This is a genomic window from Allobosea sp. TAB14 (assembly GCF_052113865.1).
In the GTDB taxonomy this organism is placed as follows: Bacteria; Pseudomonadota; Alphaproteobacteria; order Rhizobiales; family Beijerinckiaceae; genus Allobosea; species Allobosea spartocytisi.
This window is the reverse complement of the sequence record NZ_JBFRDQ010000064.1, coordinates 1-20,327: the sequence shown is the minus strand read 5'-3', so window position 1 is coordinate 20,327 and position 20,327 is coordinate 1. Positions and strand designations below refer to the sequence as shown.

Genomic DNA, 20,327 nt, shown 5'->3' with positions numbered 1-20,327 from the left:
CCACAAGGGCGAGCATGACGTTGCAGCCGGAAACTCAACCTACCAACGTCGCCTCGAGCGTGATCGGCGCCTTGAACAGCTTCGAGACCGGACAACCGGCCTTGGCCTTGTCGGCCAGTGACTGGAAGGTCGCCTGGTCGGTGCCGGGCACCTTGCCCTTGAGGGTGAGATGGATCGTGGTGATGGCGTAGCCGTCGTCGAGCTTGTCGAGCGTCACCTGCGCCGTGGTATCGAGCGCCTCGGCGGTCAGCTTGGCTTCGCCGAGGATCAGCGACAGCGCCATGGTGAAGCAGGCGGCATGCGCCGCGCCGAGCAATTCTTCCGGGTTGCTGCCGGGCTTGCCCTCGAAGCGGCTGGCGAAGCCGTAAGGATAGTCCTTGAGCGAGCCTGTCTGCGTCGAGATCGCGCCCTTGCCGTCCTTGATGCCGCCTTCCCAATGGGCCGAGCCGGTCTTGTTGATCGCCATGACGCTGTCTCCTCTCGTGATCGAAGCTGGATGGCGGCATCCGGGGAGGCCGCCTCTCCACAACGGGCGAGAGCGTAGCAGGTTCATTGTCGGGACAGATGACGACGAGCCGGGAACGGCGAAGCCCGCACCGGTCTGCCGATGCGGGCTTGGCGTCATGGCTCCGGCGAACTCCGCCTAGCGGAACAGCGCCAGCGACTTCGACAGCGTGATCCAGACGCCCCAGGCGATCGGCAGGCCGACGACGGCCCAGGCGAGCAGGGCCGTGCCGTCAACACCGCCCTTGCCGATGCCGTAGGAGCCGTAATGCGCGGTCGCATTGGCATTGGCCGTGCGGGCCTGCAGCGCCGCGACCTCGGCATCCTTCATGAACCACTTCGCCGCGACCGGGCGGATCAGCAGGTTGCAGAGGAAGCCGAGCACCAGCATGCCCGCAAGGATGTACATGGTGCGGTCATAGACCTGGGCGCGCGGCACGCCGGCATTGATCTGCGCCTCGCGGATATAGTTCACCACGACAGGGCCGATGATACCGGCGGTCGACCAGGCCGTCAGCAGCCGGCCATGGATGGCGCCGACGAACTGCGTGCCGAACATGTCGGCGAGATAGGCCGGCACCGTCGCGAAGCCGCCGCCATACATCGACAGGATGATRCAGAAGAAGCCGACGAASAGCGCCAGCGASCCGGCATGCGCCGCCCAGGGCGAGAGCGCGTAGAGCAGGATGCCCAGCCCGAAGAAGGTGGCATAGGTCAATTTGCGGCCGAGCTTGTCCGAGAGCGAGGCCCAGAAGAAGCGCCCGGCGATGTTGAACAGCGAGAGCAGGCCGACGAAGGCGGCCGCGATCGTGGCGATCTGCGTCTTCTGCCCGGCGTCGAGGGCGGCAAAGCCGATCTCCGGCTTGCCGATCAGCGAGCCCGCGAATATCTCCTGCAGCATCGGCGAGGCCATGCCGAGCACGCCGATGCCGGCGGAGACGTTGAGGCAGAGCACCGCCCAGATCAGCCAGAACTGCGGCGTCTTGTGCGCGTTCTGGAGATGGACATGGCCGGAGGTGATCATCGCGTTCTGCGTCGCCGGGGGCGTCCAGCCCTCCGGGCGCCAGTTCGCCGGCGGCACGCGGTAGCCGAAGGTGCCGGCCATCATGAAGACGAAATAGATCGCGGCCATCGCGACGAAGGTCTGCCAGACGCCGACCGAGGCCGGGGTCTTGAAGGTGTTCATCAGCATGTCCGCGAGCGGCGAGCCGATCATCGCACCGCCGCCGAAGCCCATGATCGCCATGCCGGTGGCCATGCCGCGCCGGTCCGGGAACCATTTCACCAAGGTCGAGACCGGCGAGATATAGCCGAGGCCGAGCCCGATGCCGCCGATCACGCCGGAGCCGAGCCACATCAGCCAGAGCTGGTGCGTGTAGACGCCGAGCGCTGAGACCAGAAGGCCGCCGCACCAGCACAAGGTCGAGACGAAGGCCGCCTTGCGCGGGCCGACGCGCTCCAGCCAGCCGCCCCAAATCGCGGCCGAGGAGCCGAGCAGCACGAAGAACAGCGTGTACATCCAGCCGAGATCGGCGACCTTCCAGTCGCAGGCGGTGGTGAACAGCGAGCCGATCAGGCCGACATCCGCGGCGCAGGCGACGGGCTTGGTGATGCCGATCGCCTGGCTCAGCGGCAGCCAGAACACCGAGAAGCCATAGGCCATGCCGATGCACAGATGGATGCAAAGCGCAGCCGGCGGCACCAGCCAGCGGTTGAAGCCGGCCTTGGCGATGGTCCTTTCACGGTCGAGCAGGCCGATGCCGCCCCCGATCTGTCCGATATCCTCTGCGACACTCATTCCCCGGTTCCTTTCCCCATGGCTTCGCCGTTCGGGCCAGGTAGGGTCCCGGCTCGTTGTCATCTCTTGTCGCCGGCAGGACCGGCGTCTGGCTGCTAACCTCCGCGCCCCGGCCTGATCCGCGACAGGGCATGCCGCAGCAGGGGCGTGAGGTCCTCCGGCCGGTCGGCGAAGGCGGCGAGGAAGTCGCCGCGCATGCGTCCGGTCCAGAACTGGTTGATATGGTCGGCGACGGAGGCGGCCGCCTCCGCCTCAGGATAGGCCTTGAAGAAATCGGCGATCTGCCCGGCCATGCGCCGGAGCTTCTCGACGTTTTCGGCGTGGTGATCGGTGGTCAGGCCGGCCTCCGTCATCGGGCGATGGCCTCGGGTTCCGGCGCGAGCGCACCGGTGAAGACGATGCAGCCATCGCGCCGGGCGACCGCCGCAACTGTCAGGCCCAGATGTTTCGCACGCTCGATCGCGAGCGAGGTCGGCGCGGAGATCGCGACCAGCGTTCCCGCGCCGAAGATCGCGGCCTTCTCGACCATCTCGAAGGAGGCGCGGCTGGTGACGAGCAGGAAGCCCTCGTGGGCATCGGCCCCGGCCCGGAGCCGCGCGCCGATCAGCTTGTCGAGGGCGTTGTGGCGGCCGACATCCTCACGCACTGCCAGGATCGCGCCGGCGGCATCGCACCAGGCGGCGCCATGGACCGCGCGGGTGAGCTGGTTCAGCGGCTGGTGCTTGTCGAGCGCCGTAAGCGCGGCCTCGATCGCCGCGGCAGATACGGCGCGTGAAGCCCGCGTCGCGGCGTCGGCCATCGGAATTTCCTCGATGGTCTCGACGCCGCAGAGCCCGCAGGATGTCCGGCCCGAGAGATTGCGCCGCCGCGCCAGATGCTCGCGGAAGCGGCCCGGCGCGAGCTCGACCGTGACGATCACGCCCTCGTCCTTCGGCTCGACCGTGATGCTGCGGATCTCGTCCGCGCCACGCACGATGCCCTCGGTCAGGCTGAATCCGGTGACGAAATCCTCGAGATCCGACGGGCTCGCCATCATCACCGCATAGGGCATGTTGCCGTAGACGATGTTGATGGGCGTCTCGACGGCGACCTCGATCTCGCGTGCATCCTCCTGCGCTGCGCCGAAACGCAGCGGCCGGGCCGTGACGGCGGCCGAGGCCGGCGGCTGGGCGGGCGGGTTACTCCGCGGCATCGGGCAGGCGCTCCGCGATCCGGCGCAAGGTCACGTCCTCTTCGAAATTCTTCTCCTGCCAGGCGGAATAAGCGTTTGTGCGCCGGACGTCGACGGCGGTGACCTTGTATTCCGGGCAGTTCGTCGCCCAGTCCGAATAGTCGGTGGTGATGACGTTGGCGCCGGTCTTGGCATGGTGGAAGGTCGTATAGACCACGCCCGGCTGCATCCGCTCGGAGATCACGGCCCGGAGCGCGATATCGCCCGAGCGGCTGGCCAGCGCGACAAGGTCGCCGTCGCGGATGCCGCGGCTCTCGGCATCGAAGGGGTGGATCTCCAGCACGTCCTCGTCATGCCAGGCGCCGTTCTCGGTGCGCCGGGTCTGCGCGCCGACATTGTATTGCGAGAGGATGCGGCCCGTCGTGAGCAGCAGCGGGAAGCGCGGCCCCGTCCGCTCGTCGGTCGGGACGTATTCGGTGATCATGAACTTGCCCTTGCCGCGCACGAAGCGATCGACATGCATCAGGGGCGTGCCGGTCGGCGCCTTGTCGTTGCAGGGCCACTGCACCGAGCCGAGCTTGTCGAGCTTGTCGTAGGAGACGCCGGCGAAGCTCGGCGTCAACCGCGCGATCTCGTCCATGATCTCGCTGGGATGGCCATAGGCCATCTCATAGCCCAGCGCGCGGGCCAGATCGATCGTGACCTGCCACTCGTCCTTGCCGGCGAGCGGCGCCATCACCTGCCGCACGCGGTTGATGCGGCGCTCGGCATTGGTGAAGGTGCCGTCCTTCTCCAGGAAGGAGGCGCCGGGCAGGAAGACATGGGCGTATTTCGCCGTCTCGTTCAGGAAGATGTCCTGGATGACGACGCATTCCATCGAGGCGAGGCCCGCCGTGACATGCTTGGTGTTCGGGTCCGACTGGGCGATGTCCTCGCCCTGGACATAGAGGCCCTTGAAGGTGCCCCCGACGGCCTCGTCCAGCATGTTGTTGATGCGCAGGCCCTGCTCGGGATCGAGCGGCACGCCCCAGAGCATCTCGAAGACCTGCCGGGTCGAATCGTCGGAGACGTGGCGATAGCCCGAAAATTCGTGCGGGAAGGAGCCCATGTCGCAGGAGCCCTGGACATTGTTCTGGCCGCGCAGCGGATTGATGCCGACGCCGTCGCGCCCGATATTGCCGGTCGCCATGGCGAGGTTCGCCATCGCCATSACSGTGGTYGARCCCTGGCTGTGCTCGGTGACGCCGAGCCCGTAATAGATCGCGCCATTGCCCCCGGTGGCATAGAGCCGTGCCGCGGCCCGGACATCGGCTGCCGGCACGCCGGTATAGGTCTCGCTCGCTTCCGGCGAATTCTCCTCGCGGGCGACGAAGCGGGCCCAATGCTCGAAATCGCCGAGATCGCAGCGCTCGCGGACATAGGCCTCGTCGATCAGCCCCTCGGTCACGACGACATGGCTCAGCGCATTGAGCAGCGCGACATTGGTGCCGGGGCGCAGCGGCAGGTGGTAGTCCGCCTTCACATGCGGCGACTGCACCATGTCGATCCGGCGGGGATCGGCGACGATCAGGCGGGCGCCCTGGCGGATGCGCTTCTTCATGCGCGAGGCGAAGACCGGGTGTCCGTCGGTCGGGTTCGCGCCGATGACCAGGATGACGTCGGATTTGGCGACGGACTTGAAGTCCTGCGTGCCGGCCGAGGTGCCGAGCGTCGTTCGCAGGCCATAGCCGGTCGGCGAGTGGCAGACGCGGGCGCAGGTATCGACATTGTTGTTGCGGAAGGCGGCGCGCACCAGCTTCTGGACGAGGAAGACCTCCTCGTTGGTGCAGCGCGACGAGGTGATGGCGCCGACCGATTCACGGCCATACTTCGCCTGGATGCGCTTGAACTCGGAGGCCGCGTAATTGATCGCCTCTTCCCAGGAGACTTCGCGCCACGGGTCGGTGATCTTCGCCCGGATCATCGGCTTGGTCATGCGGTCGGTATGGGTCGCATAGCCCCAGGCGAAGCGGCCCTTGACGCAGGAATGGCCCTCGTTCGCCTTGCCGTCCTTGTAGGGCACCATGCGGATGACGCGGTCGCCCTGCATCTCAGCCTTGAAAGAGCAGCCGACGCCGCAATAGGCGCAGGTCGTCACCACCGAATGCTCGGGCTGGCCGTGCTCGATGACCTTGTTTTCCATCAGCGTCGCCGTCGGGCAGGCCTGCACGCAGGCACCGCAGGAAACGCATTCCGAGCCCAGGAAGTCGGTCGGCCCCGCCGCGACCCGTGAGTCGAAGCCGCGTCCGGTGATCGTCAGCGCAAAGGTGCCCTGCACCTCCTCGCAAGCGCGCACGCAGCGATTGCAGACGATGCATTTCGACGGGTCGTAGGTGAAGTACGGATTCGAGGTGTCCTTCGCGAGCCAGTTCTCGTTGACCGCGCCGTCCTTGCCCTTGGCGAAGACGTGGTTCTCGCCATCATAGCCGTAGCGGACTTCGCGCAGGCCGACCGCGCCGGCCATGTCCTGCAATTCGCAATCGCCATTGGCGGAACAGGTCAGGCAGTCCAGCGGATGGTCGGAGATATAGAGCTCCATCACCCCCTTGCGCAGCCCGGAGAGGTTCTCCGACTGGGTGCGGACGACCATGCCATCCTCGGCCGGCGTGGTGCAGGAGGCGGGCGTGCCACGCCGGCCCTCGATCTCGACGAGGCAGAGCCGGCAGGAGCCGAAGGGTTCGAGCGAGTCGGTGGCGCAGAGCTTCGGGATCTTGGTGCCGAGGCTCATGGCGGCGGCCATCACCGAGGTGCCCGCAGGGACCGTGACGCTCTGGCCGTCGATGGTCAGCGTCACCGTCTTCTCGGAGAGCCGGATCGGCGTGCCGTAGTCGATTTCCTTGATCAGGCTCATCGTGGCCTCCTCACTCGGCCGCCAGGGGCAGCGGAGGACGGTCGAAATCCTCAGGGAAATGGTTGAGCGCGCTCAGCACCGGCATGGGGGTCAGGCCGCCCATGGCGCAGAGCGAGGCGTCGGTCATCAGCTTCGAGAGATCGCGCAGCACGGCGATGTTCTTGGGAACCTCAGTGCCGGCGATGATGCGGTCCATCGTCTCGACCCCGCGCGTCGCGCCGATGCGGCAGGGCGTGCACTTGCCGCAGCTTTCCTTGGCGCAGAATTCGAAGGCGAAGCGGGCCTGCCTGGCCATGTCCACGCTGTCGTCGAACACGACGATGCCGCCATGGCCGAGCATCGCCCGCATCGCTGCGAGCGCCTCGTAGTCCATCTGCACGTCGAGCTGCCCGGCCGTGAGATAGGCACCGAGCGGCCCGCCGACCTGCACGGCCCGGATCGGCCGGCCGGACAGCGTGCCGCCGCCCATATCCTCGATGATCTCGCGCAAGCTGATGCCGAAGGCGAGTTCGATCAGCCCGCCGCGCCTGACATTGCCGCCGAGCTGCACCGGCAGCGTGCCGCGCGAGCGGCCCATGCCGTAATCCGCATAGGCCTGCGCGCCATGGTCGAGGATCCACGGCACGGCGGCGAAGGAGAGCACGTTGTTGACGACGGTCGGCTTGCCGAACAGGCCCTGCAACGCCGGTAGCGGGGGCTTGGCCCGGACGATGGCGCGCTTGCCTTCGAGGCTTTCCAGCAGCGAGGTCTCCTCGCCGCAGATATAGGCGCCGGCGCCGAGCCGCACTTCCAGATGGAAGGCGTGTTCCGAGCCCAGAATCGAGGCGCCGATCAGTCCGGCGGCTTCGGCCTTCAGAATCGCGCGCTGGAGCATGCGATGAGCGTGCGGATATTCCGAGCGAAGATAGATATAGCCGCGCGTCGCCCCGACCGCGATCGCAGCGATCGTCATGCCCTCGATCACGAGATAGGGGTCGCCCTCGAACAGCATGCGGTCGGCAAAGGTGCCGCTATCGCCCTCGTCGGCATTGCAGACGATGTATTTCTGCTCCGCCCTGGCGTCGTGGACGGTCTTCCACTTGATGCCGGTCGGGAAGCCGGCGCCGCCGCGTCCGCGCAGGCCGGAGGCCTTCACCGCCTCGACGATCTCGCCGCCGGTGAGTGCCATCGCCTTCTCCAGCCCCTTGAAGCCGCCATGGGCGCGGTATTCGGCGATGGAAAGCGGATCGATGACGCCGACGCGCTCGAAAGTGAGGCGCTGCTGGCGCTTCATCCAGTCGAGCTGCTCGGTCTTGCCGAGGCGCAAGGCGTGAGCGCCGCCCGAGACGAAGCCGGCATCGAACAGCGATGCGACATCCCTGGCCGCGACCGGCCCGTAGGCGATGCGTCCCTCGTTCGTCTCGACCTCGACCATCGGCTCCAGCCAGAGCATCCCGCGCGAGCCGTTGCGGACGATCTCGACGGAAAGCCCGCGAGTCGTCGCTTCGCTGGCGATAGACTGCGCGACGGCTTCCGCGCCGACCGACAGGGCGGCGGCGTCGATGGGAACGAAGATGCGGACCGGGTTGGCGCTCATGAATGCGCCTTTCCGTGCTGGCAGAGCCCGGCGATGCGGGCGGCATCGACGCGCCCGATCAGTTCGCCATCGACCAGGGCCGAGGGCCCGAGCGCGCAATTGCCGAGACAATACACCGTTTCGACAATGGCGTCGCCGGCATGGTGGTCGTCGACCGCGATGCCATGGGTGCGGGAAAGCTCATCGACCACGCTCTCGCAGCCCAAAGCCTGGCAGGCCTCGGCCCGGCAGAGCTTGATGACCCGGGCCGGCTGCGGGGCGGTCTTGAAGTCGTGATAGAAGGAGATCGCGCCATGGACCTCGGCGCGCGACAGGTTAAGCGCCTCCGCGATCAGCGGCACGGCCTGCGGATCGACATAGCCGAACTCGTCCTGAAGGGCGTGCAGCATCGGCAGCGTGGCGCCTTCCAGATGCGCCAGCCCCGCCACGATCATGCGTGCGCTGTCCTGATCCCAGGCCGGATAAGCCGCCATCTTTCCTCCATAGGCCCGGTTCGCCGGGCGCTCGTTATGGGGAGGGTGGTTGAAATTGGAATGATTTCAAATCGTTTCTTTCGAATGTATGATAGTTTTTAGCTATCAAAATATGCGATATGGGCGCGCGTCTATCATGCTGCGAGTTTGGTAGGCTTCGAAAATTCTCTGGATGCGCCATTCTGCGCTGCACAATGCTGCGCTGCTTCTAAGACGATAGGCGAAGACTATCGAATGATGGGGCGGCGCGGCAGCCCGGCATCGGTGACCGGCTTCGTCATCATCAGGAGGTTGCGCGCGAGCGGGGCCACCGGCTGCCGGTCCGCGACGATGAGCCCGATCGTACGCTGCGCCTCCGGCTCGACCAGCGACAGCGCTTTCGTCCCGAGCGGCACGCCGAAGAACTCCAGCAATTGCAGCGAGACGATGCTGGCGACGCCCTGGATACCGGCATGCGAGCAGAGGTTGAAGATCGAGTTGGTCTCGATGGACGGCCGTGGCGCCGTTCCGACCGAGCGGAAGATGCCGTCGATGATGCGCCGGTTCTGCATGTCGCCTGTGAGCAGGCAGAGTTTCTGCTCGGCCGCTTCCGCCCAGGTGATCGTGTCGCGCGCGCCGAACGGCCCGTCCTCGCGCGTCAGCAGCACATAGGATTCCTGGTAGATCGGCTTCGAGATCACCCGGTCGAGCGGCTCGTTGTCGAGATAGGTCAGCCCGACATCGAGCTCGAAATTGTCGATGCCCTGTTGGATCTCCTGCGAGGTCAGCGACAGCACGGTGAGAGACACCGCCGGATAGCGCTCCGAGAAGGGCGCGGTGATATGGGCAATCATCGGCAAGGCTGTCGGGATCGCGCCGAGCCTGATCCGGCCGGAGACGCCTTCACGCAGCTCCGCGATCGAWTCCTTCAKCASSTCGGCCTCKGCCAGGATGCGSCKGGCATGGGCGAGCACGACCTCGCCCTCCTTGGTGAAGCCCTGGAAGCGCCGCCCGCGCTCGACGATCATCACGCCGAGCTCCTCTTCGAGCTGCACGATCGCGGCCGAGAGCGTCGGCTGCGAGACATGGCAGGCCTCGGCTGCGCGGCGGAAATGTTTTTCGCGCGCAAGCGCGTCGAGATAGACCAGTTGGCGAATGATCATGAGGTCGCTTCGGATGCGACGCATGCCGCCGCGCGGCAGAGCATCGGCATAGCGGCGGCCGGTTGCAAGCGGGGCGGTTGCAGCCCTGCAAACAGGCTGTTGCTGTGAGGGCAACGCCTCGAGAATTGCGCTGCAGCAACCCCGACCCTAACTGCGGGGAGCCGGGATGGCCGGCAGGCAAAGGGCCGCGTCGCGGCCTCGGGATGATCATGGCACAGGAACTGGAATTCGGACTCGACACCTTCGGCGACGTCACCAACGGGGCGGACGGCAAGCCGCTGCCGCATGCGCAGGTGATCCGCAATCTCGTCGACGAAGCCGTCCTGGCCGACGAGATCGGCATCGATTTCATCGGCGTCGGCGAGCATCACCGGGCCGATTTCGCGGTCTCCTCGCCGGAGACGGTGCTGGCCGGCATGGCCACGCGCACCAGCCGCATCAAGCTGGGCTCGGCTGTCACCGTGCTGAGCTCGGACGATCCGATCCGCGTCTTCCAGCGTTTCGCGACGGTCGATGCGCTCTCGAACGGGCGCGCCGAGGTCATCCTGGGCCGCGGCTCCTTCACCGAGTCCTTCCCGCTCTTCGGGCTCGACCTGCGCGATTACGAAAAGCTGTTCGAGGAGAAGCTCGATCTCTTCGCCGGCCTGCTGCCGCAGGAGCCGTTGACCTGGCAGGGCTCGATCCGGCCGCCGCTCAAGGACCAGCTGGTCTATCCGCCGGTCGAAAACGGCCCGCTCAAGACCTGGATCGGCGTCGGTGGCAGCCCGGAATCGGTGGTGCGCGCGGTGCGCTATGATCTGCCGCTGATGCTCGCCATCATCGGCGGGGACCCGCTGCGCTTCAAGCCGTTCGTGGACTTGTACCATCGCGCCTATGGCCAGATCGGCAAGCCGGCGAAGCCCGTCGGCGTGCATTCGCCGGGCTATGTCGCTGCGACCGACGAGCAGGCCAAGGAGGAGTTCTTCCCGGCCTACAAGCAGATGCGCGACCGCATCGGCGCCGAGCGCGGCTGGCCGCCGATGGGCCGTGACGAGTTCGAGCAGGAGGTCGCGCGCGGCTCGCTCTATCTCGGCTCGCCCGAGACAGTGGCCCGCAAGATCGCCACGGCGGCCAAGGGGCTGGGCATCGCCCGCTTCCAGCTGAAGTACAGCGCCGGCCCGCTGGCGCATGAGAAGGCGATGGAGTGCATCCGGCTCTATGGCGAGAAGGTCGTGCCGCTGGTGCGGGAGATGTTGGCGTAAGGTGCCAGTCAGACTCTGGTACCGCGACGCTTTTTCCTTCTCCCGGAGGGAAAAGGTGGCCCGGAGGGCCGGATGAGGGCTCGTCCTCAGCACTGAGGGCACAACGGCACTGCCCCGTTTTTAACGATCAGCGGCAGGCCCTCACCCCTGCCCCTCTCCCATCCGGGAGAGGGGTTTCCCGCGTCTGTCATCGACGACACCGCTCACCCCACCACCTTCAGCGGATCGACCGACAGCGTCCGTTTCAGGGCCCGCAACCCGAAGGTCGTCCGCGTCTGCCTGACCCCCGGAATGCGGTAGATCGTGCCGCGCAGGAAGCGCTCGTARTGGTCGGTGCCGCTGACCACGACCTTGRCGAGATAGTCGTATTCGCCGGTGACSAGATGCGCCTCGACCACCTCCGGCGCCTTCACCAGCGCCTCGGCGAACTGGTCGAGCACCTTGTCGTCATGCTTGTCGAGCGTGATCTCGACGAAGACGACATTGTTGTAGCCGAGGGCCTGATGGTCGAGCAGGGCGACGTATTTCTCGATGACGCCGGCCTCCTCCAGCCGCTTCACCCGCGTCCAGCAGGGCGAGGGCGAGAGGCCGACCTTTTCGGCCAGGGCCTGGGTGGTCAATCGTCCGTCTTCCCGCAATGCAGCAAGAATCTTGCGATCGATCGGATCGAGAGCAGGACTCTTCTGGCTCTTTTTATTCATCGGGTGATCGTTCTGGGTTTTGGCTACAAGTCAGAATGATCTTCTGCCACGCTTCCGGGATGCCGGCAAATTCGGAAGGAACCTCCGGGGCGGTGGAGCTAGCGTTGGTTGCAAGGGGAACGATTGCCAGCGGCTGCGGTCGCAGGGCATGGCAGCGCCGTTGACGGAACGCCTTGCCGGACGCCGGCAAAGGCGGAATGCTGGCGGCGACAGGGATGGAGGCGCTCATGAGCAGCGACAAGGCAGGCCAGGCGCCGGCAGTAACCCAGCCACTGCAGTTCCATGTCCCCAAACCGGCGAGTCGCCCGGGCGAGAAACCGGACTTCTCCCATGTCGTGATCCCCAAGGCCGGCTCCGTGGCGCGCCCGCCGGTCGATGTCGACCCCAAGGATATCCGCGACCTCGCCTATTCGATCATCCGCGTGCTCAACCGCGAGGGCGAGGCGGTCGGTCCCTGGGTGCCCGATCTCTCGCATGACGATCTGATCCGCGGCCTGCGCCACATGATGACGCTGCGCACCTTCGATGCGCGCATGCAGATGGCCCAGCGCCAGGGCAAGACCTCGTTCTACATGCAGCACACCGGCGAGGAGGCGGTGTCTTGCGCCTTCCGCATCGCGCTCCAGCCCGGCGACATGAACTTTCCGACCTATCGCCAGGCCGGCCTGCTGATCGCCCACGACTATCCGCTCGTCGACATGATGTGCCAGATCTACTCGAACGAGCGCGACCCGATGAAGGGCCGGCAATTGCCGGTGATGTACTCCTCCAAGGAGCACGGCTTCTTCTCGATCTCCGGCAATCTCGCGACGCAATATGTCCAGGCGGTGGGCTGGGCGATGGCCTCGGCGATCAAGAACGACACCCGCATTGCCGCCGCCTGGATCGGCGACGGCTCGACCGCGGAATCGGATTTCCACGCCGCGCTCGTCTTCGCCTCGACCTACAAGGCCCCCGTCGTCCTCAACGTCGTCAACAACCAGTGGGCGATCTCGACCTTCCAGGGCATCGCGCGCGGTGGCTCCGGCACCTTCGCCGCAAGGGGGCTCGGCTTCGGCATCCCGGCGCTCCGCGTCGACGGCAACGACTACCTCGCCGTCTATGCGGTCGCGCAATGGGCGGTCGAGCGCGCCCGCCGCAATCTGGGTCCCACGCTGGTCGAATACGTCACCTATCGCGCCGGTGCCCATTCCACCTCGGACGACCCCTCCGCCTACCGCCCCAAGCACGAATCCGACGATTGGCCCTTGGGCGACCCGCTGATCCGCTTGAAGCAGCATTTGATCGCGGTCGGTGCCTGGTCCGAGGAACGCCACAAGCAGGCGGAAGCAGAAATCCTCGCCACTGTCATCGCGGCGCAAAAGGAGGCCGAGAGCTTCGGTACCCTGCATTCCGGCGGCAAGCCTTCGGCGCGCGACATTTTCGAGGACGTCTATGCCGAGCTGCCGCCGCATCTGCGCCGCCAGCGCCAGCAGATCGGAGTCTGACTCGATGGCACGCATGACGATGATCGAGGCGATCCGCTCCGCCATGGACGTCTCCATGGGCCGTGACGACGATGTCGTGGTCTTCGGCGAGGATGTCGGCTTCTTCGGCGGCGTCTTCCGCTGCACCCACGGGCTGCAGCAGAAATACGGGGTGTCGCGCTGCTTCGACGCGCCGATCAGCGAGGCCGGTATCGTCGGCACCGCGATCGGCATGGCGGCCTATGGCCTGAAACCCTGCGTCGAGATCCAGTTCGCCGACTACATGTACCCGGCCTATGACCAGATCGTCTCGGAAGCGGCTCGGCTGCGCTACCGTTCGGCCGGCGACTTCACCTGCCCGATGGTGATCCGCATGCCGACCGGCGGCGGCATCTTCGGCGGCCAGACCCATAGCCAGAGCCCGGAAGCGCTCTTCACCCATGTCTCCGGCCTGAAGACGATCGTTCCGTCCAACCCCTATGACGCCAAGGGCCTCCTGATCGCCGCGATCGAGGACCCTGACCCGGTGATCTTCCTCGAGCCGAAGCGGCTCTATAACGGCCCCTTCGATGGCCATCACGACAGGCCGGTCACGGCCTGGTCGAAGCATGAGCTCGCCGAGGTGCCGGAAGGTCATTACACCGTGCCGCTCGGCAAGGCGGTGACGCGTCGCGAAGGCTCCGCCGTCACCATCCTCGCCTATGGCACCATGGTCCATGTCGCGCTGGCGGCCGCCGAGGATACCGGCATCGATGCCGAGGTCATCGACCTGCGCACCCTCGTCCCGCTCGATCTCGAGGCAATCATCGCCTCGGTCCAGAAGACCGGCCGTTGCATCGTGCTGCACGAGGCGACGCTCACTTCCGGGTTTGGCGGCGAGCTTGCGGCACTCGTGCAGGAACACTGCTTCTACCATCTGGAGGCGCCGGTCATGCGCGTTACCGGCTGGGATACGCCCTATCCGCATGCGCAGGAATGGGACTATTTCCCCGGTCCCGCCCGCCTCGGACAGGCGCTGCTCGATATCATGGAGGCACGCTGATGGCCGAGCGCATCATCAAGCTGCCGGATGTCGGCGAAGGCATCGCCGAGGCGGAACTCGTCGAGTGGCACGTCAAGGTCGGCGACATCGTCCGCGAGGACGACCTGCTCGCCGCCGTGATGACCGACAAGGCGACGGTCGAGATTCCCTCGCCGGTCGAGGGCGAGGTCACCTGGGTCGGCGCCGAGGTCGGCGACACCGTCGCGATCGGCTCGGCCATCGTGAAGCTGAAGGTTGCGGGGGCGGGCGGTGTGGCTGAAGAGCCTGCCGAGGAAGCGCCTGCCGAGAAGCCGGCACCTGTTGCAGCCGCTCCGGCGCCCAAGGCGGAGAAGCCTGCCGCTCCGGTTGCTCCCGCCAAGCCGACGGCACCGCCTCCGCCGGCTCCCAAGCTCCTGCGTGCCGACGCAGCCCCCATCCAGCGCCGCGCGCCGGGCGAGAAGCCGCTGGCTTCGCCGGCCGTGCGCCTGAAGGCGCGCGAGGCCGGGGTCGATCTGCGCCAGGTCCAGGGCACCGGCCCCGCCGGCCGCGTCACCCATCAGGATATCGACGCCTTCTTGCTGCGCGGCCCGGAGCCGGCGCGCGGCGGCGGGCTCGTCGAGCAGAGCGCCGTCACCGAGGTGAAGGTCGTCGGCCTGCGCCGCCGCATCGCCGAGAAGATGGCGCTGTCGAAATCGCGCATCCCGCACATCACCATCGTCGAAGAGGTCAATGTCTCGCCGCTGGAGGATTTGCGCGCGACGCTGAACAAGAAGCCGACGCCGGAGCGGCCGAAGCTGACGCTTTTACCCTTCCTGATGCGCGCCATGGTCAAGGCGCTGGTCGAGCAGCCGGCGCTGAACGCGCTCTATGACGACGATGCCGGGATCGTGCGCCAGCATGCCGCGATCAATATCGGCATCGCCACGCAGACGCCGACCGGCCTGATCGTGCCGGTGGTGAAACATGCCGAGGCGCGCGATCTCTGGGGCTGCGGCATCGAGCTTAATCGTCTCGCCGAGCGCGGCCGGCAGGGCACCGCGACCCGCGACGAGCTGACCGGCTCGACCATCACCATCACCTCGCTGGGCGCGCTCGGCGGCATCGCGACCACGCCGGTGATCAACTATCCGGAGGTCGCGATCGTCGGCGTCAACAAGATGGTCGTGCGCCCGGTCTGGGACGGCACCACCTTCGTGCCACGCAAGATGATGAACCTCTCCTCCAGCTTCGACCATCGCGTCATCGATGGCTGGGACGCCGCCGTCTTCGTGCAGCGGCTGAAGGAACTGCTGGAGAACCCGGCCACGCTCTTCGTGGATCTATGAGGAGCACGCCATGACCGAAATCACCTGCAAGCTCCTCGTCATCGGCGCCGGCCCCGGCGGCTATGTCTGCGCCATCCGTGCCGGTCAGCTCGGCATCGACACCGTCATTGTCGAGAGCACCAAGCTCGGCGGCTCCTGCCTCAATGTCGGCTGCATTCCTTCCAAGGCGATGATCCATGTCGCCGAGGAGTTCGAGAAGGCGGCGGAAGCAGCGGCCGGCAAGACGCCCTTCGGCCTGACCGCGGCCGAGCCGAAGCTCGACCTGAAGCAGGCGGTGGCCTGGAAGGACGGCATCGTCCAGCGCCTCAACAACGGCGTCGCCGGCCTGCTGCGCAAGGCCAAGGTCAAGATCGTCCACGGCAAGGCCCGCTTCCGCGACGGCAAGACCGTGGTCGTCGAGACCGAGACCGGCCCGAAGACGATTCAGGCCGAGGCCATCGTCATCGCCACCGGCTCCGCCCCGGTGGAGCTGCCCTTCCTGCCCTTCGGTGGGAATGTGATCTCCTCGACCGGCGCGCTGGCGCTGACGGAGGTGCCGAAGCGCCTCGTCGTCGTCGGCGGCGGCTATATCGGGCTGGAGCTGGGCACAGCCTTCGCCAAGCTCGGGGCCAAGGTCACCGTGGTGGAAGCGCAGGACAAGATCCTGCCGCTCTACGATGCGGAATTGACCGGCCCCATCTCCAAGCGCCTGACCGCGCTCGGCGTCGAGGTGCTCACCGGCGCCAAGGCGCTCGGGCCCACGCCCAAAGGCGACGGCCTGCGCATCGAGACGGCAGATGGCAAGGAGCGCGCGCTGCCGGCCGACAAGATTCTGGTCACGGTCGGCCGCAAGCCGGTGACCGATGGTCTCGGCCTTGAAAACCTCGTGCTCGACATGGATGGCCGCTTCATCCGCATCGGCGAGCGTTGCGAGACGGCGATGCGCGGCATCTATGCCATCGGCGACGTCACCGGCGAGCCGATGCTGGCGCATCGCGCCATGGCGCAGGGCGAGATGGTGGCGGAGATCGTCGCCGGATTGCCGCGTGCCTGGGACAAGCGCGGCATTGCGGCGATCTGCTTCACCGATCCCGAGATTGTCTCGGTCGGCCTCTCGCCTGATGAAGCCAAGCGCGCCGGCCACGAGCTCAAGATCGGCCAGTTCCCCTTCGCCGCCAATGGCCGCGCCATGACCCGCCATGCCGAGGTCGGCTTCGTGCGCGTGGTGGCGCAGGCCGGCAGCGATCTCGTGCTCGGCATCCAGGCGGTGGGGCAGGGCGTCTCGGAACTCTCGGCCGCCTTCGGGCTGGCCATCGAAATGGGTGCGACCCTGCAGGATATCGCCGGCACGATCTATGCTCATCCGACGCTGGGCGAGGCCTTCCCGGAAGCCGCGATGAAGGCGCTCGGCCACGCCCTGCACATTTGAGGAGCCGCGACCGATCCGCGCAGGTCACCGGCTAAGATGCATACAATCTTGACATTGTCTGCATCGAGGATGATCTGAGGGGCGACGCCGAGCGAACGGCGCCGTCCCGAGGAGACATTCCATGTCCGGCGAGCATTGGCCGCCACTCTCTCCGCTCCAGACCGGCCTGCGCGGCCGCTGCCCGCGCTGTGGGCAGGGCAAGATGTTCGAGAGCTTCCTGAAGCTGAAGCCGAAATGCGAGGTCTGCGGCCTCGACTATTCCTTCGCCGACCCGGCGGATGGCCCGGCCTTCTTCGTGATGATGTTCGTCTGCATCCCCGCGGCGGCTTTCCCGCTCTGGCTGGAATTGAACTACAACCCGCCGACCTGGGTGCATCTCGTCACGACGCTGCCGTTGATCCTGCTGACCTGCATCCCGCCCTTGCAGCCCTTGAAGGGCTGGCTCGTCGCCTCGCAGTTCTTCCACAAGGCCGAGGAAGGGCGCCTCGCGGCTCCCGCCACGCCGAAGGACAGCCCCGCCGCCTGACCCGGCCATTGGCTCGGCTCAGGCCGGCGCGCGTTCCCCGGCGATGATTCCGGCGAGCAGGCGCAGCGCCTCGGCAAGGCGCGCGCGCTCGGGCACGGCTCCGAGCGCGACCCGGATCGCGTCCGGCACCTGTTCGCCTGTCGCGAACGCATCCGAGGCCATCACGCCGAGCCCTGCCTGACGCGCGCTCTCGATCAGCCGGTGCCGGTCCCGATGCGGTGGCAGCGGCTGCCAGAGATGCAGCGCATGCGGATGCGCTTGCATCGAAGCGGGCAGGATCGCACGCGCCAGCGCCTGCCGCTCGGCCGCCTCGCGGCGCACGCCGTCGAGCAAATCCCGCGCGGCACCGATCCTGATCCAGTGGGCGGCGAGAGCCGTCATCAAGGGAGCCGGCATCAGCGCGGCGGCCCGCAACGCAGCAACAAGCCCATCGCCCTCAATGCCGTCGGGCAGCACGACGAAGGCAGTGCGCAGGCCGGGGGTGAGCACCTTCGACAAGGTCGCGACATGCCATGTCCGCTTCGGGGCCAGCACGGCGAGGGGCGGCGGTGCATCACCCGCAAGCAGGCTGTAGGGGTCGTCCTCGATCAGGGTGAGGTCGAGCTTGCGCGCCATGGCTGCGATCTCCTGCCGCCGTCCGAGTGGAACAGTCCGGCAGGTCGGGTTGTGCAGCGTCGGCGTCAGGCAGAACAGCCGGGCACCGGAACGGCGGGCGGCTTCCTCCAGCGCCTGCGGCAAGGGGCCATCGCCGTCCTCCGCCACCGGTGCAATGGCGAGGCCGCGCCGGCGGGCCGCGTCGATCTGGCCGGGATAGGCGAGCGGTTCCATCAGGACGGTGTCGCCGGGGGCGGCGAGCATCTGGAACAGGGCGGTGAGTGCGGTCTGGGCGCCGGGTGCCACCACGATCCTTTGCGGCGGCAGGGCACCCATCAAAGGCGCAAGCCAGGCCGCGCCGGCCGCCCGCTCCGCCAGCGAGCCGCCCCCGGCATGGTAGTTCATCAACTGGTCGGCGTTGCTGCGCGCCAGCAACTCGGCGATGCCGCGTTCCATCATCTCGCCCAGCCGCACGCCTTTCGGCGCGGGCGGGATCGTCATGCTCAGGTCGAGCGGCGGGCCGGCCTCTTCCTGCCGGGTCGAGATGAAGGAGCCGCGCCCCGTCACCGCATCGAGCAGCCCGCGCTCGCGCGCCTCGCCGAAGGCGCGGGTCACGGTGGTGAGGTCGACCTCGAGGAGTTCGGCCAGTTTCCGCTGAGGCGGCAACCGGTCACCGGGCCGCAGGCGTCCATCCGAGACAGCACGCTCGATCAGCCCGACGATTTGCAGGTAGCGCGGGCCGGCAGCGGGGTCTAGCTCACCGAGCCATGCCGGCATTGTCGCGGCTTGCACCATGGCTGATCCTTCATGCCATACATTCTTGCTATTGTATGCGTCGATAGCGCAGTCGCTGCTGACAAGCCAGTGCCTCCGCCCTTGCGAGAACGAGGGCCTCTCTCTGGAGAAGAGCTATGCCCGAGCGTTCGCGTGTCGAGGATTTCATCGCGGCCGTTGTCAGAGGCGATCATGTCGCGGCGATCCGCGATTTCTACTGGGAAGACGCTTCCATGCAGGAGAACATGGCCGAGCCACGGCGCGGCCGGGATCTGCTGATGGAGCATGAGGCGCGGGCGCTCGCGCGCCTTGAGCGCATGCACACCCATCCGCCGCGCGCCGTGCTGGTCGATGGCGACCGGGTGGTCGTCCACTGGACCTTTGACGCGACGGGCAAGGACGGTGTCACGCGCCGGCTCGACGAGCTTGCGATCCAGCGCTGGCGCGGCGACCGCATCGTCGAAGAGCGCTTCTTCTACGATACGGCCACGGCCTGGAGGCCGGTCGAGCCGGTGCCATGACGGGCGTGGCCGCCGAGGCTCAATGCGCGCCGGCGCTGACGAAGGCCTTGAGCTCCGGCGTCTGCGGGTTGGCGAAGAGCTCCTTCGACGGACCCTGCTCCCAGATCTTGCCCTGATGCATGAACACGGTGGTGTTCGCGACCGTGCGGGCGAAGTTCATCTCGTGGGTCACGAGCAGCATGGTCATGCCGCCCTTGGCGAGCTTCTCCATGACGAGCAGCACCTCGCCGGTCAGTTCCGGGTCGAGCGCCGAGGTGACTTCGTCGAACAGCATCACCTTCGGCTTCATCGCCAGCGAGCGGGCGATGGCGACGCGCTGCTGCTGGCCGCCGGAGAGATTGTCCGGATAGCTGTCGAACTTCTCGGACAAGCCGACCTGCGCCAGCACCTCCTTGGCCAGCGCCAGCGCTTCCGCCTGCGGCACGTCCTTGGTGATGCGCGGCGAAAGCATGATGTTCTGTCCCACCGTGAGGTGCGGGAACAGATTGTAGCTCTGGAAGACGATGCCGACATCCTTGCGCAATTCGCGCAGCTTCTTCGGATCCTGTGTCGTCAGGTGCCCGGCGACCTCGATCTTGCCGGCATGGAAGCTCTCGAGCCCGTTGATGCAGCGCAGCAGCGTCGACTTGCCCGAGCCGGAGCGCCCGATGATGGCGACCACCTGGCCGGCCTCGACGCTGAGCGAGACGCCCTTCAGCACCTCCAGCGAGCCGAAGCGCTTGTGGATGTCTTCAATGAGAACGGCTGGCATTCATCACCTTTTCGAGATGGCGGCTGAGCCGGGACAGTGGGAAGCAGATCGCGAAATAGATCAGCGCGACCAGGCTGAAGATCTGGAAGGCCTGATAGGTCGCGTTGTTGACCAGCATGCCGGCGCGCATCAGGTCGACGAAGCCGACGACCTGGACGATCGAGGTGTTCTTCACGAGCTGGACGAGGAAGCCGACCGTCGGTGGCAGCGAGATCCGGACCGCCTGCGGCAGGATGACATGGCGGTAGGTCTGCGCCGTCGTATGCGCCAGCGAGGCCGAGGCCTCCCATTGCTGGCGCGGCACGGATTCGATCGATCCGCGCCAGATCTCGGCGAGATAGGCCGAGACATAGATCGACAGCGAGGCGGAGGCCGCGAGGAAGGGCGGCAGTTCGATGCCGAGCGCCGAGAGCCCGTAATAGCTCATGAACAGCACCATCAGCAC

Annotated in this window: 19 protein-coding genes; 7 read left to right on the top strand and 12 right to left on the bottom strand. The window is 66.8% G+C overall.

Translation table 11 applies throughout. From position 1 onward, the window contains the following. Nucleotides 1–34: 34 nt before the first annotated feature. The 8 genes from AB4Y99_RS11930 to AB4Y99_RS11895 form a co-directional block, all read right to left on the bottom strand. Entirely contained in the window at nt 35–466 is a 432-nt protein-coding gene (locus AB4Y99_RS11930) for an OsmC family protein (protein ID WP_441523469.1), read from the bottom strand. A 177-nt stretch (nt 467–643) separates the two neighbouring features. Continuing rightward, nucleotides 644–2,302: an OFA family MFS transporter gene (locus AB4Y99_RS11925; RefSeq protein ID WP_441523468.1), complete on the bottom strand. Its 1,659-nt coding sequence runs from the start codon at nt 2,300–2,302 to the stop codon at nt 644–646. 95 nt (nt 2,303–2,397) lie between these two features. Further along, nucleotides 2,398–2,655, bottom strand: a complete 258-nt coding sequence (locus AB4Y99_RS11920; RefSeq protein WP_441523467.1) for a formate dehydrogenase subunit delta — start codon at nt 2,653–2,655, stop codon at nt 2,398–2,400. Further along, a complete protein-coding gene (fdhD, locus tag AB4Y99_RS11915) occupies nt 2,652–3,494 on the bottom strand; it encodes a formate dehydrogenase accessory sulfurtransferase FdhD (RefSeq protein ID WP_441523466.1) in 843 nt (280 codons plus the stop codon). Before fdhD ends, AB4Y99_RS11920 begins: the two co-directional genes overlap by 4 nt. After that, complete coding sequence (fdhF, locus tag AB4Y99_RS11910; protein WP_441523465.1) at nt 3,481–6,363, bottom strand: formate dehydrogenase subunit alpha; 2,883 nt, start codon at nt 6,361–6,363, stop codon at nt 3,481–3,483. Before fdhF ends, fdhD begins: the two co-directional genes overlap by 14 nt. A 10-nt stretch (nt 6,364–6,373) precedes the next feature. Beyond that, the gene (locus AB4Y99_RS11905) at nt 6,374–7,939 is read right to left on the bottom strand and encodes a formate dehydrogenase beta subunit (RefSeq protein ID WP_441523464.1); all 1,566 of its coding nucleotides are present in this window, start codon (nt 7,937–7,939) and stop codon (nt 6,374–6,376) included. Then, a complete protein-coding gene (locus AB4Y99_RS11900) occupies nt 7,936–8,412 on the bottom strand; it encodes an NAD(P)H-dependent oxidoreductase subunit E (protein ID WP_441523463.1) in 477 nt (158 codons plus the stop codon). Before AB4Y99_RS11900 ends, AB4Y99_RS11905 begins: the two co-directional genes overlap by 4 nt. 227 nt (nt 8,413–8,639) lie before the next feature. After that, nucleotides 8,640–9,554, bottom strand: coding sequence for a LysR family transcriptional regulator (locus AB4Y99_RS11895; RefSeq protein WP_441523462.1), 915 nt, complete (start codon nt 9,552–9,554; stop codon nt 8,640–8,642). 209 nt (nt 9,555–9,763) lie between these two features. Between AB4Y99_RS11895 and AB4Y99_RS11890 the strand changes: the two genes are divergently transcribed. Beyond that, nucleotides 9,764–10,795, top strand: coding sequence for an LLM class flavin-dependent oxidoreductase (locus tag AB4Y99_RS11890; RefSeq protein ID WP_441523461.1), 1,032 nt, complete (start codon nt 9,764–9,766; stop codon nt 10,793–10,795). Nucleotides 10,796–10,998: 203 nt separating this feature from the next. Here the strand turns inward: AB4Y99_RS11890 and AB4Y99_RS11885 are convergent, their stop codons facing one another. Next, entirely contained in the window at nt 10,999–11,496 is a 498-nt protein-coding gene (locus AB4Y99_RS11885) for an Lrp/AsnC family transcriptional regulator (RefSeq protein ID WP_441523460.1), read from the bottom strand. A 227-nt stretch (nt 11,497–11,723) separates the two neighbouring features. Here AB4Y99_RS11885 and AB4Y99_RS11880 point away from each other — a divergent pair, with 227 nt between their 5' ends. The 5 genes from AB4Y99_RS11880 (at nt 11,724) to AB4Y99_RS11860 (ending at nt 17,242) form a co-directional block, all read left to right on the top strand. After that, nucleotides 11,724–12,983 (top strand): 3-methyl-2-oxobutanoate dehydrogenase (2-methylpropanoyl-transferring) subunit alpha, encoded by a 1,260-nt coding sequence (locus AB4Y99_RS11880; protein WP_441523459.1) that lies wholly within the window; start codon nt 11,724–11,726, stop codon nt 12,981–12,983. A gap of 4 nt (nt 12,984–12,987) precedes the next feature. Next, complete coding sequence (locus AB4Y99_RS11875) at nt 12,988–14,004, top strand: alpha-ketoacid dehydrogenase subunit beta (protein WP_441523458.1); 1,017 nt, start codon at nt 12,988–12,990, stop codon at nt 14,002–14,004. Further along, entirely contained in the window at nt 14,004–15,308 is a 1,305-nt protein-coding gene (locus AB4Y99_RS11870; RefSeq protein ID WP_441523457.1) for a dihydrolipoamide acetyltransferase family protein, read from the top strand. Before AB4Y99_RS11875 ends, AB4Y99_RS11870 begins: the two co-directional genes overlap by 1 nt. Nucleotides 15,309–15,318: 10 nt before the next feature. Continuing rightward, nucleotides 15,319–16,716, top strand: coding sequence for a dihydrolipoyl dehydrogenase (gene lpdA / locus AB4Y99_RS11865; RefSeq protein WP_441523456.1), 1,398 nt, complete (start codon nt 15,319–15,321; stop codon nt 16,714–16,716). A 121-nt stretch (nt 16,717–16,837) separates the two neighbouring features. Then, the gene (locus AB4Y99_RS11860; protein ID WP_038366678.1) at nt 16,838–17,242 is read left to right on the top strand and encodes a DUF983 domain-containing protein; all 405 of its coding nucleotides are present in this window, start codon (nt 16,838–16,840) and stop codon (nt 17,240–17,242) included. Nucleotides 17,243–17,260: 18 nt separating this feature from the next. Here AB4Y99_RS11860 and AB4Y99_RS11855 read toward each other — a convergent pair whose 3' ends face one another. Then, the gene (locus tag AB4Y99_RS11855) at nt 17,261–18,631 is read right to left on the bottom strand and encodes an aminotransferase-like domain-containing protein (RefSeq protein ID WP_441523455.1); all 1,371 of its coding nucleotides are present in this window, start codon (nt 18,629–18,631) and stop codon (nt 17,261–17,263) included. Nucleotides 18,632–18,747: 116 nt separating this feature from the next. Between AB4Y99_RS11855 and AB4Y99_RS11850 the strand changes: the two genes are divergently transcribed. Beyond that, nucleotides 18,748–19,131, top strand: a complete 384-nt coding sequence (locus tag AB4Y99_RS11850; protein WP_441523454.1) for a nuclear transport factor 2 family protein — start codon at nt 18,748–18,750, stop codon at nt 19,129–19,131. A 19-nt stretch (nt 19,132–19,150) separates the two neighbouring features. On the opposite strand, the gene AB4Y99_RS11845 is transcribed toward AB4Y99_RS11850, so the two are convergent. Both AB4Y99_RS11845 and AB4Y99_RS11840 read right to left on the bottom strand, forming a co-directional pair. After that, nucleotides 19,151–19,882, bottom strand: a complete 732-nt coding sequence (locus AB4Y99_RS11845) for an amino acid ABC transporter ATP-binding protein (RefSeq protein WP_038366686.1) — start codon at nt 19,880–19,882, stop codon at nt 19,151–19,153. Further along, on the bottom strand, nt 19,863–20,327 hold a 465-nt coding region (locus AB4Y99_RS11840; protein WP_441523453.1), incomplete at its 5' end, for an amino acid ABC transporter permease. The genes AB4Y99_RS11840 and AB4Y99_RS11845, both read right to left, overlap by 20 nt.